The organism is Colwellia sp. C2M11, assembly GCF_018860915.1.
Lineage (GTDB): Bacteria > Pseudomonadota > Gammaproteobacteria > Enterobacterales > Alteromonadaceae > Colwellia.
This window is the reverse complement of sequence record NZ_JAHKQD010000037.1, coordinates 52,611-66,156: the sequence shown is the minus strand read 5'-3', so window position 1 is coordinate 66,156 and position 13,546 is coordinate 52,611. Positions and strand designations below refer to the sequence as shown.

The window sequence follows — 13,546 nt, the reverse complement described above, 5'->3', positions numbered from 1 at the left end:
ATACGTTTCATTGCGCATATTTAAGATAACATTTACAAATAAATGCATTTTCTCCAATTATCCCTTATTTTTATTGCTTCTGTTTCTATGACATTTTCTATGTCTACGTTAGCTGAAACAACTATTGAAAAAAATAGTGAAGTAGATTCCGAAACAGATGAGTTATTTCAGCTCCAGTGTCCTATTCCAATTTATATTCCTATGGTTACCAATGGACCAAAGATAACTGACGATAGTATTAATATTACATCTAGCTATGCCAGTATTGAGAAAGATCAAATTGCCAATTTCAGCGGTGGCGTTACGCTTGTTGATAAGAATCAAATGATACAAGCAGATCAACTTAACTTTGATCGTTTATTAATGACATTTAATGCCACCGGCAACATACACTACCAAAATCAAAATATCGATATTCATGCAAGTGAACTTTATGCCAGCAAGAAAGAACAAAAAAGTACAATGCTTGATGCTGCGTATCAACTTTATGGTAATCCTGGTCATGGTAGTGCTAACGAATTACAAATAAGCTCAAAAGAAGGGCTAAGTTTAGCTGGCTCAACTTATACAACCTGTATAGGGGATAGCCCTGCTTGGCAAATAAAAGCCTCAGAAATAAAAATATCTGCTGATGGTAATGAAGGTCAAGCTTATCATGCGCAAGTAAGACTGTTTGATACACCCGTTTTATACTTACCTTATTTCACATTTCCAGTATCTGACCAGCGAAAAAGTGGCCTTTTATACCCGAGAATTGGCAGTACAACTAACTCTGGAATAGAGATTGAAACTCCATATTATTGGAATATTGCTCCTAATATGGATGCCACTATTACCCCTCGCTATATGTCAAAGCGTGGTACGCAATTAAAAACAGAGTTCCGTTATTTATCAGGGCTGCAAAGTGGCAATATTGATATAGAATATCTTCACCGAGATAACGAGCTTAAATCAGATAATTCTGCCCGCTACCTTGCCAGATTCCAACATGTGGGAACATTTTCTAATAATTTCCGTGCTTACGTAGATTATACCACTATCAGTGATGAAAATTATTTAATTGATATTGGCTCTAATCAATACAATTCAAATGATGCCTACTTATATCAAATAGGTGAATTATCTTATTTTGGTGAGCAATGGCAAACCACAATGAAATTACAAGATTTTGAAGTATTAGGTAATCACCAAGCAAGTTATAAAACGTTACCACATATTGAAATTTCAGCCCAAGACCCCTTTACTTTATTTTCTGAACAAGGCTTATCTGGCCAACTAGAGTTATACTCAGAGTTAACCAGTTTTGAAAGTGATACCAATGACCAAGTAAACGCAAACCGCTATCATGTTGAAGCCGGAGTTAGTTTTCCTTACTCGACACCTGCTTGGTTCCTAAATTCAGAATTTAAGTTAATGCATACTTATTACCAGCAAGATAATATTCAAGCGGGAAGTGAGTTAAGCGAAACAGTTAGCCGAACATTGCCGAAAATACGCTTCCACGGCGGTGTGAACTTTGATAGAACATTATCACTGTTTAACAGCAGTTATACTCAAACAATAGAGCCTCAAATCCAGTATTTGTATATTCCAGAAAAAGATCAATCAGATATTGGGTTATATGATACCTCGAATTTACAAGACGACTTTAATGGCTTGTTCCGAGATAGAAGTTATAGTGGTTTAGATCGAGTCGCTAGTGCGAACCAATATACTTGGGGTATTACTACACGAATTCTGAATGAGTCAAACTTAGAAGTCTTTCGTTTAAGTCTTGGTCGCATTCAATATTTATCAAGTAAAAACTCTGCTAACTTTATTAATTCTCTTAACTCTTTAGACTATCTGAGCTCTATTAATACGAGTGATTCTTTCGATGAGATACTCGTTAATAGCGATAATGATCCAAGTGTGCAACAATCTTCTGTTGCTGCAAATTTATTTTATCGATTAAATCATAAGTGGCAAATGAGTAGTGATATACAATACAATACGATTGATAACTTCACGAATAAGAGTCAAGCGGCTGTAAATTATCAAATTGATAAATATAATTCAGTTCAATTGAACCATAGGTACACTCGTAATGTCTCAGGTAGTAGTTTAGAGCAAATGTCATTACTGGCAAACGTTGCAATTAATCGAGATTGGGCTTTTGTCGGACGTGTTACACAAGATTTAAAAGAGCAGCGTAGTATAGAAAGCTATACAGGCATACAATATGAAAGTTGTTGCTGGGCTGTACGTATAGCGTACCATAGGCATATAAACTCAAACTTAAACGATGGATTTTCTAATGAAAATCGAGATGAATTTAATAGTGGTTTAGAGCTACAGTTCATCATAAAAGGGCTAGATGGTAAGCAAGATACCATTGGCACACAAGATATGTTTAATTCAAGTATTTTTGGCTATAAACGTCCTTACTATTTACAAAACTAAACATAATTACAATTTATAATGCACCATAACCAAGATGTAATAATTCATGAAAAATTTAGCTACTTTTTTACTTAAAACGTTAATATTAACCACTGTTCTTCATTCTAGTTTACCAATAGCACAAGCCGAAGAAAAACAACTAGACAAAGTTGCTGCTATTGTTAACAGTAGTGTTGTACTTGAATCTGAAGTACAAAGTTTATTAGAGAATATTAAACAGCAAGCAATAAAAAATAATCAAGCACTCCCATCAAACAATGCGTTACGCACACAAGTGATGGATAAGCTAATCAATGATAGCTTAACCTTACAAATTGGTGAACGTATGGGCGTACAAGTCAGTGATGCTCAATTAGATCAAACAATCACAAATATGGCGATGGAAAATAAACTTACCTTATCTCAATTTCGTCAATCGCTTATTAATGATGGTACTGACTATGAAAAATATCGTGAAAGCGTTCGTACTGAATTAATTTCTGGTGAAGTCCGTCGTAATAGTGTGCAACGTCGTATTCATATAGCTCCGCAAGAAGTTGCTAACTTATTAGAATTAATGAAAGAGCAAACCACCAATGATGTTGAATATAATCTTGGACATATATTAATAGAATTCCCTTCTGATCCAACTCAGGCAGAGTTGAATTCAAATAAAGAACGTGCCGATAAAGTAATTGAATTACTAAACAATGGCTCTGATTTCAAAAAAATTGCTATTGCTTCATCAGGTGGTGCTAATGCCCTCGCCGGTGGTGATTTAGGTTGGAAAAACATTAATGAAATGCCAACACTTTTTTCTGAATTAATCGCAGGAAAAGATAAAGGCACTGTTGTGGGCCCTATTCGTACAGGTTTAGGTTTTAGTATTGTTAAAATACTTGATATTCGTGGTCGTCAAATAGTAGAAGTTGAAGAAGTTAAAGCTAGCCATATATTAATAAAACCATCTATTATTTTAAGTGAAGAAAAAGCAGAAGCACAACTTCAAGCAATACTAGATAAAATTAAAGCGGGTGAACAAACCTTTGCTGAAGCAGCTAAAGAATTTTCTGAGGGGCCAACCTCAGTTCGTGGCGGTGATCTAGGTTGGGCTGATCCAAAAAGCTATGACCCTGCATTTAAAGAAGCACTCGCTACTATGCAACCTGGTGAATACCACAAACCATTTCGCTCTTCATTTGGTTGGCATATTATTCAATTAAATGATCGTCGTATGGTTGATGCTACTTCACAAATGAATCAAAACCGAGCCTATCAAATTCTTCATAGTCGTAAATTTGCCCTTGAAGAAGCGCGTTGGATGAAAGAAACTCGCGATGAAGCTTACATTGAAATTTTTGAACAGGATAAATAAGCATGACTAAACGCATTGCTATTACACCCGGTGAACCTGCTGGTATTGGTCCTGATTTAGTGCTTAAAATTGCTCAGCAACCTTGGCCTACACAAGTTGTTGTTATTGCGTCGAAAGCATTAATGGAACAACGTGCTAAACAGCTTAATTTACCTATTACACTGATTGATTATGATGCTAACGCAAAAGCAGCACCTCAAGCTAAAAGTACCTTAACTATTGTAGATATCCCCTTAGGAGCTCCTGCAATTGCAGGTACTCTTGATACAGAAAATGGTGCTTATGTTGTCGAGACTTTAAGGATAGCAAGCGAGAAAAACATATCAGGTGAATTTGATGCTATTGTTACCGGCCCTGTCCACAAAGGCTTGATTAATAAAGCTGGCGTACCTTTTAGTGGCCACACAGAGTACTTTGCCAACCAAGCTAATTGTACTGACGTGGTAATGATGCTGGCAACTGAGGGTCTACGTGTCGCTTTAGTAACAACACATATTCCTTTGGCCTATGTATCTAAAGCAATCACATTTGAACGTTTGCAGAAAGTAACTCGTATTCTTCATCAAGATTTAAAAAGTAAATTTGGTATCGCATCACCAAAAATCTATGCCTGTGGTATAAACCCTCATGCAGGTGAAGACGGACATTTAGGGCGTGAAGAAATTGACGTAATGGAGCCTGCTTTTGCTGAGCTTAGAGAGGAAGGTATGAATATTATTGGGCCTTTACCCGCTGATACTATTTTCCATGAAAAATACCTAAATGATGCTGATGCCATTTTAACCATGTACCATGATCAAGGCTTACCTGTATTAAAGTACAAAGGTTTTGGCTCATCGGTGAATATAACGTTAGGTTTACCTTTTATTCGTACTTCTGTTGATCACGGTACCGCACTTGAGCTTGCAGGTATAGGCGATGCTGATGCCGGTAGTATGATGGAAGCAATGAAAACGGCTATTCATTTAGTCGAAGTAGCAAGCCGTGCTGGATAGCCTGACAACTAGAGAATATTTATGAACAGTAAAACCCACTTAGGTCATCAAGCTAAAAAGCGCTTTGGTCAAAATTTTCTTCATAACGACGCCGTAATCAGCGACATAATTGATGCAATTAACCCTGAGCCGGGTGAGAATTTAATTGAAATTGGTCCAGGGCTTGGCGCACTAACAGAGCCTGTAGTTGAGCGAGCCAAAAAATTATCTGTAGTAGAATTAGATAGAGATCTTGCGCATCGATTACGCCATCATCCTTTCTTAGCACCGCATTTAACCATATATGAAACTGATGCATTAAATTTTGATTTTGCACAGTTAGCACAAAGTAAAAGTGGAATAGAAAACCCATTACGGATTTTTGGTAACCTGCCCTACAATATCTCTACGCCATTAATCTTTCATCTTTTAACCTTTAAAGATAAGGTTAAAGATATGCACTTCATGCTACAAAAAGAAGTGGTCGAGCGTATGGCGGCAGAGCCTCATAGTAAGGCGTATGGCCGTTTATCAATTATGACACAATATCAATGCCAAGTTATTCCTGTGATGGAAATAGGTCCTGAGGCTTTTAAGCCTGCACCTAAAGTGGACTCTGCTATTGTGCGTTTAATACCACACAAAACCATAAAAAATCCTGTTAAAGACATCACGGCACTTAACACTGTATGTTTAGCAGCCTTTAACCAGCGTAGAAAAACCATACGTAACGGCTTTAAAAAATTAATTAGCGTTGAACAGTTAGATAGCCTTAATATTGACGCTAATCTTCGTCCTGAGAATTTAACACTAGATGACTTTATTATGCTTGCTAACTTCATTGTGGACAATCCTCCCGAGAAAGAGATTGAAAAAACTAATAAAAAACAGTCTAGGCGTGCAATAAATAGAGAGAATCAACAAGTTTAATTATTAAAGAGAACCGTTAAATGGCAATTTACTTAGTTGGCGACATTCAAGGATGTTATAGTGAACTTAAGGCACTATTAAAGAAAGTTGCTTTTAATCAAGAAGTTGACCAACTCTATTTAGCGGGTGACCTTGTTGCTAGAGGCCCAGATTCTTTAGCAACCCTTCGTTTTGTCAAGTCACTTAAACATTCTGCAAAAGTAGTACTGGGTAACCATGATCTACACCTGCTTGCCGTATATGCTGGTATTAAGAAAGTAAAAGAACAAGATAAACTTACTTCATTACTCGCTGCTGATGATGTTGATGATTTAATGAACTGGCTAGCCCAACAACCACTGCTACAACAAATTGGTAATGATAATGCTTATATGAGCCACGCTGGGATTTCTCCTCAGTGGAGCTTACAGCAAGCAATAACACAAGCAAATTTCGCTCAAATGAAACTTAGTGCTGTCACAAGAAATTACTGGCTGTCTGCTATGTATGGTGAGCAGCCTGATGATTGGCAACAGGCAAAAACAGCAGAAGAAAAATTTCGCTATACTATAAATTCATTTACCCGAATGCGGTACTGCTATCCCGATAAGCGATTAGAATTTTATAATAAATCGGCACCCGCAACACTCACTTCAAAACTTGACTCGACTGAAAAAAAACAAGAAACTTTATTACCTTGGTACGAAATATCACCAACAATAAAAAAAAGCACTTGGGTTTTTGGCCATTGGGCTGCACTTATGGGCAACTGCTCAGTACCTAATGTTTATGCATTAGATACGGGTTGTGTTTGGGGAAAACATTTAACAATGCTACGTTGGCACGATAAAAAAACCTTTATAGAGCAATCTCACCTAAAATCAGCTAAATAAAACTCATTTTAGGGGTGAAAAAGTTTAATACCTTGATATACTGAATTAATTGATGATGCTTATTATCAATATGCCTTTTAAAAATGAGCAAGAATTACGGTCTCTATAAACAAAATGCTCTGCTTAAAAGTTTATGCCGAAGCCGTACTAATTTAACATTAACTCAAAATAATGAAGTGAAATAATACAACATAATCATTGTTAGATAGAGAGCTTCCTAATCTTTAACTAATGATTTTATTCAAACTAATTGGTGGTATATATGAATTTAACTGTAGCAATGAAAATAATTGGTGGTTTTACCATCATTTCAATTCTACTGATTTTAACCAGCGTAATTTCCTTACTTAACTTGAATACGATTAGCGACTCTACTCAACAACAAAACCAATTAGCTATTCCTACCTTAAAAGGAAGTAATAAACTTGCTTTAGCATTAGAAAAAATGGAAAGCTCTACACTAAGAGGTTTTTATCAAACAGATCTTGATTTATTAGCAGAGAACTTAAATCGCTATAGAGCGATAAATGCGCAATTCATGCCAGAATTTAAACAATTAGAAGCATTAGTGCAAAATGAAAATGAGTTAATGGGAAATTTAAATCAAGTATCCCAGGTATTTAGCAGTCTTGAAAAAAATGCTCTTTCAGTTTTCAGCAATCGTAAAATTTCTATTGAACAAAGCATGTTATTAAAAGAAAAAGTCAGTGACTTAGAAGACAAAGCTGATGATGCTGTCACATTATTACTTGACTTAGCTGACCATCGGTTAGCTGAAACTAAATTACAACGCGCTATTAGTTTAAGCGAACAATTAGAAAATCAATTCAATGCTATTGTATCTTCATCTTTAGAGTATCGAGATATTAATTCAGACAGTACTGCTGACCTAATAGAAAGTGAAATTTCGTTTAGTTTAGAAGGGGCTCAATCTTCAGTAAACGAAATTATAGCTGAGTTAACAATGAACAATATGGAGAGTATTGCAGAAGAGTTATCAGATGCTTTTAGTGAGCTAGAAGAATTACTCTCCTCCGATGCAGGCACTATATTTCATAAAAAATCTCAGTTAACTGCAAATCACGAAGCCAAAGCCATGTTAGCAGCTTTAGAGCAAGACACGATTCACGCAAATAAGATTTTAGATACGCAAGTAGAACTAGCAAATCAAGCAACCCTAGCCTCAGGGAAATTAGTTAAAAGCTCGGTAGAGAGTGGTAATAAACAAACTATTATTATTGCAATAGTGTCAATAATCATTGCTTTTGTTATCGCACGTTTTACCTTACTAAGTATTACTCGCCCACTAAGTCGTGTAAATGACATGCTAAATATAGTATCTTCTGGTGATCTTTCACGAAAACTAGATGAAACAGGTAAAGACGAATTTGCGCTCTTAGCAAAAAACTGTAATGTACTTATTGATAGTTTACGTAGTCTTATCGAAGGTATTGTAAACCGCTCAGCACAACTTGCTGCCGCAGCTGAAGAAACATCAACAGTAACAGCAGAAAGTACCGTTGCAATAGAAGAGCAACGTAACCAAGTAGAACAAGCCGCAACAGCAACCACAGAAATGAGCAGCACCGCTAAAAGTGTTTTATCTAGCGCTAATGATGCCCTTAACGAAATTAAGCATGCCGATGATGAAGCAGAGCGAGTCAAAACAATTTCTGGTCGTAATCGTGAAACCATTGAACAACTGGCGACAGAAGTTGACTCTGCTGCGCATGTAATTAACCAATTACAACAAGATAGCGCTTCTATTGGCGGTATATTAGATGTAATTCGTGCCATTGCCGACCAAACTAACTTACTTGCTTTAAATGCGGCTATTGAAGCTGCACGTGCCGGTGAGCATGGTCGAGGCTTTGCTGTTGTTGCTGATGAAGTTAGAACGCTTGCGAGTAGAACACAAGAGTCTACTGCAGAAATTCACACTATGATTGAATCTTTGCAGTCAGGTGCAGAAAAAGCAGTATCTGTTATGGATACAGGTAAAGCTAAAGCGAGTGATTGTGTAACGCAATCTAAAGAAGCGGATCGAGCACTAGAAACAATTACGCATGCGGTACATGAGGCTTATGATCGTAGTTCACAAATAGCGACAGCTGCAGAAGAGCAAAATGTTGTTGCACATGAAATCAGTGAAAACCTTGAGTCAATCGTTGCTATTGCTGAACAAACGACTGCAGGCTCACAACAAACAGCCGCCTCAAGTAGTGAAGTTGCACGTCTTTCGGAAGAATTACAACAATCAGTACAAGAATTTAAATTATAAACAAAGCTTATTAGTAAAAAGCCTGCATTGTGGAAATAATGCAGGCTTTTTTATTTTAAAATGCTGCACAAACGTGCTCAACTAACATATCAATGCTCATCTTCTTCGCCAATGGCACTCAGAAATTAACACAATTCATTAAAACAAGCAGGAAGGTATTTTTGGTAAGGTAACCACGCCTTAGCTATATTATTCTTTAAACCATTACGTAATTGTATATCACTCAGCGTATCAATATGACGCGATTTGTGTTCAAAGCTTAAGCACTCCTCTTGATAACTTAATGAGCAAAAGCCCAAAAGCTTGGTCAGCGATTCTTTAGGAGATGCGACAAGACTTTCATAACTTATATTATAAATAAACTCTGGCAACACCTGCTGCCAATGAGACATCACTTGCTGATAGTTTTTATGGTACAGAACTATTTCAGACAATGAACAGAAATAAGGCTCGGGTGCATCAAAATGATTAGTGAATATGGACCAACTAACATCTTTCACTGCACGAGAAATATGAATAACTTTCGCATATGGAAAAAGCATTTTAATCAACCCGATAGATTGATAGTTTGCAGGCATTTTATCAATAATAAATTTAGCTTTGGGTGCCAAGGCTTGCATATTAGTTAAATAATGGTGAGCTAATGACTCACGCTGCTTCACAGTTAAACGTGCACACCCATGAGGAAACTCTTGTTTAGTTAGTTGCCAAACTCCCTGAGCAATATCTCCAGCTAAAAAAGGTAATTCACCGGCAGAGTTAATATCAGTATGACTAATTAACATTTGCTCTAACAGAGTAGATCCTGAACGTGGCTGACCAACAATAAAAATTGGCGTTAATAGAGGTTTCTTTATTTGTGATAAATTCACCGCTTGTTCTTGTTTTATTTTATTTATAAAAGTAGATGAAAAAACCTTCATTAATTGCGAGAAGTAGTTTTCCATATCGTCAACCGAGAATGATACTTGTAACGCTTGTAATTTATTGGCTTGAGTAAAATGGTAAAACGCTTGTTTATAATTAGACGATTGTTGATATAACTGTGCAAAGGCATAATGAAGTAACACCTGCTCTTTCTGGGTTAAATCATTGGTTTTATCTGCCAATTTATCTAAAAAATTTTGTGCATGGTCATCAAGTATAACTTGTACATTTATTCGAACTTTTAAACAAAATGCTCGAATATTATTAGGTGCTATAGAAAAGAGTACATCGAGATATTTTTTCGCTTTAACCAACTGATTCGACTGACAATAAAAAATAGCTAAGGATAATAACGTCGTTATACTATCTTTTTTAATCTCATAAGCTGTTAATAATGCTTGTTCCGCCTCTTCAAAACGCTGCAGTTTTTGACAAGATTGAGCTAATGATAGCCACAAAGGTGAGGCATTAGCCACTAACTGCACACATCGTTTGAAAATATCATAACTAGGCTGATAACTATCGAGCGCTAAGGCAACTTTACCCAATCCCCATAATGCATCAATATTATTAGGGTTTTGTGTTAGTAACTGCCGATATAAGGACTCAGCTTGTTTGATTTTATTCTGTTTCAATAGCAAATTAGCTTGAACAATTAAACTCATAGTTTGTGCTTTATTCTCTTTATTAACTTAAGGCTAATAAAAACCCCAGCAATTGCTGGGGCTTTGGCAGATAACATTTAATGTAAAGACATTAGAAGTTATATGTCGCTTTTACATAATAGTAACCACCATTGAATCCAAAAGGAGATGTTTCATAATAAACACCACCCCATGCTCTATCATCACCACCATCTTGACGGTTGATTTTAGTTGCTTGTTCATCAAAGATGTTTTGCGCACCAACAGAAACAGTAAACGCGTCATTTATAAAATAGCTTGCTTCAGCATCAAATAATAAAGCCGCATCACCATCACCAATTGTCGCATCGTAATCTACATGAACACCTTGATATTCACCGTAGTAATTACCACGTACAAAGAAGCTAAAGTCATCATAGCTTTGTGACCAGGTCAATGTAGCTCTATGGTTAGGTAAATCATTTTCTAAACGAGATACTTTAAAGTCTCCGGTAACTTCGCTATAACTATCAACTTCCGTTTCATTATAGTTATAGGCGAAACTAAACACTGAATCACCCTCAAATAATGCTGTCGAGTAGTTTGCTATTAAATCAATACCTTGCGTAGTAGTATCAAAATCATTAGTAAAGAAACTTACTTGTTGAATTGAATCTACATTTGCTACACCCGCTAATTTTAATGCTGCTTTATCATCTTCCGTTAGACTATATTTATCCGACTGAGATATACGATCTTCAACTTGAATGTTGTAATAGTCAAGTGTAATAAATACCTCTCCAATATTCCAAACAGCACCTAAAGTATAACTTTCAGATTCTTCTGGTGTTAACTCAGTAGCACCTAATTGTTGTGCAACAGGGTTAGTAGCAGGTAGTAATGCAGAATCCGATAATACCCCGCCATCTAACGATGTTTGTACATTTGAATAGTTTGCTTGGCCAACCGTTGGGGCACGGAAGCCCGTACTTATTGAGCCACGTAATGAAAAATCTTCAGTTACGTTATATTGAGCGGTGATCTTATAATTTGTATCATCACCAAAACTACTATAATCCTCATAACGAAGTGCTGCACCTAACAATAAATCTTCTGTGATTTCTGCTTCAACATCAACATAAAATGCATAGTTTTGACGTGAAAAAACACCTGCAGACTCCGGCTTAAAACCAGGAAAACCATTAGAACCAATACCGAAGCCTTGATCTGTATATGGCCCTGCAATATATGAATCTACGTCTCCAGCGGTTACTTCAAAAGATTCCGCATGCCACTCATACCCAGCCGCAACCATTAAATAGTTGATGGAATCAAGTTCTAGCTCTTTATTAAAATCAAGATTAAATGTTTTTTCTAATTGCCTATGCTTACCCGGACTAAAATCTCTCCCCGTTTCAGGACCCAAAGAAGCATTTAACGTATCATAAATGACATAGCTGGACTCATTCATACCAACAGAGCCACTCACATCATACATAACGCCATTGTCTAATTCACCACGTGTCCCCATAGTTAATGAGGTGTCAACAATGTTACCGCCAAAGTTTGGAGTGAAACCACCCGGCAGCATTTCATTGAAACTAAAACAGTTATCATCATTGACTACATTATTAATGTAGTCATCTTGAGTTAATACATTATCTGTCGTTATGTTGACAGGGCTACAGCTTCCACCAACACCGATACCATCCAAGTCAGCAATTAATAAATTTGGATTTCCGTCCTCATCAGTGTCGCCATTACTATAGACGCCACCGCGAGTATGAGGATTACGATAGTAAAAACCGCCACGTACATCACGCTCAGAGAAGTTACCAAACATGTAAGCTTCTTTATTATCACCTAAATCTAAACCTGAATTGATAAAAATAGTGTAGTCATCTTCAATTTTCGGCGATCCCCAAATCTGAGCAGGATCTTCTATACCTTCAACACCAACAGCATCAAAAGCAGCAGCATCTGTACGCTGCACACTTCGGCTTGTAGCATCAGAATTTTTATATTGGAAACTAGCATTAATGAAGCCATCTTTGGTCAGCTCCATACCAATGTTACCTGATACTTCAAGCGTATCACCATCACCTTCATAATAAGAGCCGGCTCTTACCGTTAAATTTCCACCGTCTGAGTCATCCTTTAAAACAAAGTTCATTACGCCGGCGATAGCATCACTACCATATTGAGCCGCAGCACCGTCACGTAAAACTTCCACTTGCTTTAATGCAGAGCTAGGAATAACTGAAATATCAGGCCCCTGGGCACCATCATTTATGCCACCACCAAGTAAAGCGATAACAGAAGCACGATGACGACGCTTACCATTGACTAAAATTAAGGTGCTGTCTGAAGATAATCCGCGCAGGTTAGCTGGTTTTACTAAACTTGCTGCATCTGAGATAGGGTTGCTATGAACATTTAAAGAAGGAACACTTCCTTTCAATAATTCAAGCATATCTGTATTACCACCTTTCGCTAATTCATCACCACCGATAATATCAATAGGTACGGGTGAATCATTTACAGATCGCGGTGCGCCACGTGAACCAACAACAGCAATACGCTCTACTTTTTCTTCTTTTACTGACTCAGCTTCTTCCGCTGCATACGAGGGTGCTGTGCCTAATGCTACACCTACAGCTAAAGCTAATGTAGTGGCTCTAAATTTTGTTGACATGATACTTCCTTCTAAAATTATTATTTTTAAATTAGTTACTTACTTTTAAACTCAAAAGTAGAGTACTAATTCTTATATTTTTTATATTTTTTATATTTTTTATATTTTTTTTATAGTATAGCGCATTGAATTTTTCATGTGCCGCATGAATCAGTACAAATAATACTAATCACTACCTATTTATAATGTAGTGTTTCAATACTTACAAGGTATGAAAATTAATCCATTATAAAATCTACTATCACCTTCTCTATCCCTAGTAAAACAACGCACGTTAATAGAGCAACAATGAATATAAAAAACAATACATTACAAATAAAAGAGCAAAGTACACTAATTGATTATTGTTATTTTTTTAAAACTAAAAAGCAATAAAAGTCACCATACATATACAAAAATGATATATAAAAACACAGAAAATTAACACTTTTGTTACACTGTATACATT

General features: G+C 36.4%; 8 protein-coding genes. 6 read left to right on the top strand and 2 right to left on the bottom strand.

Features of this window, described 5'->3' with window-relative positions; genetic code table 11:
* The first annotated feature begins 42 nt into the window (after nt 1-42).
* The 6 genes from lptD (at nt 43) to KO509_RS09880 (ending at nt 8,853) form a co-directional block, all read left to right on the top strand.
* Entirely contained in the window at nt 43-2,442 is a 2,400-nt protein-coding gene (gene lptD / locus KO509_RS09905) for an LPS assembly protein LptD (RefSeq protein ID WP_215973122.1), read from the top strand.
* Nucleotides 2,443-2,488: 46 nt separating this feature from the next.
* Nucleotides 2,489-3,796, top strand: coding sequence for a peptidylprolyl isomerase SurA (gene surA, locus KO509_RS09900; protein ID WP_215973121.1), 1,308 nt, complete (start codon nt 2,489-2,491; stop codon nt 3,794-3,796).
* Nucleotides 3,797-3,798: 2 nt separating this feature from the next.
* Complete coding sequence (gene pdxA / locus KO509_RS09895) at nt 3,799-4,791, top strand: 4-hydroxythreonine-4-phosphate dehydrogenase PdxA (RefSeq protein ID WP_215973120.1); 993 nt, start codon at nt 3,799-3,801, stop codon at nt 4,789-4,791.
* Between the two features lie 21 nt (nt 4,792-4,812).
* Nucleotides 4,813-5,700: a 16S rRNA (adenine(1518)-N(6)/adenine(1519)-N(6))-dimethyltransferase RsmA gene (gene rsmA, locus KO509_RS09890; protein WP_215973119.1), complete on the top strand. Its 888-nt coding sequence runs from the start codon at nt 4,813-4,815 to the stop codon at nt 5,698-5,700.
* Between the two features lie 20 nt (nt 5,701-5,720).
* Nucleotides 5,721-6,572: a symmetrical bis(5'-nucleosyl)-tetraphosphatase gene (locus KO509_RS09885; protein ID WP_215973118.1), complete on the top strand. Its 852-nt coding sequence runs from the start codon at nt 5,721-5,723 to the stop codon at nt 6,570-6,572.
* Between the two features lie 262 nt (nt 6,573-6,834).
* Nucleotides 6,835-8,853, top strand: coding sequence for a methyl-accepting chemotaxis protein (locus KO509_RS09880; RefSeq protein ID WP_215973117.1), 2,019 nt, complete (start codon nt 6,835-6,837; stop codon nt 8,851-8,853).
* Nucleotides 8,854-8,978: 125 nt separating this feature from the next.
* Here KO509_RS09880 and KO509_RS09875 read toward each other — a convergent pair whose 3' ends face one another.
* Entirely contained in the window at nt 8,979-10,445 is a 1,467-nt protein-coding gene (locus tag KO509_RS09875) for a sulfotransferase (protein WP_215973116.1), read from the bottom strand.
* Nucleotides 10,446-10,536: 91 nt separating this feature from the next.
* Entirely contained in the window at nt 10,537-13,098 is a 2,562-nt protein-coding gene (locus KO509_RS09870; protein WP_215973115.1) for a TonB-dependent receptor, read from the bottom strand.
* Nucleotides 13,099-13,546 lie beyond the last annotated feature (448 nt).

What these genes read in the sequence shown, in the direction of transcription:
- lptD (WP_215973122.1), top strand. Translation starts at nt 43, where the DNA reads ATGCATTTTCTCCAATTATCCCTTATTTTTATTGCTTCTGTTTCTATG.
- surA (WP_215973121.1), top strand. Translation starts at nt 2,489, where the DNA reads ATGAAAAATTTAGCTACTTTTTTACTTAAAACGTTAATATTAACCACT.
- pdxA (WP_215973120.1), top strand. Translation starts at nt 3,799, where the DNA reads ATGACTAAACGCATTGCTATTACACCCGGTGAACCTGCTGGTATTGGT.
- rsmA (WP_215973119.1), top strand. Translation starts at nt 4,813, where the DNA reads ATGAACAGTAAAACCCACTTAGGTCATCAAGCTAAAAAGCGCTTTGGT.
- KO509_RS09885 (WP_215973118.1), top strand. Translation starts at nt 5,721, where the DNA reads ATGGCAATTTACTTAGTTGGCGACATTCAAGGATGTTATAGTGAACTT.
- KO509_RS09880 (WP_215973117.1), top strand. Translation starts at nt 6,835, where the DNA reads ATGAATTTAACTGTAGCAATGAAAATAATTGGTGGTTTTACCATCATT.
- KO509_RS09875 (WP_215973116.1), bottom strand. Translation starts at nt 10,445, where the DNA reads ATGAGTTTAATTGTTCAAGCTAATTTGCTATTGAAACAGAATAAAATC.
- KO509_RS09870 (WP_215973115.1), bottom strand. Translation starts at nt 13,098, where the DNA reads ATGTCAACAAAATTTAGAGCCACTACATTAGCTTTAGCTGTAGGTGTA.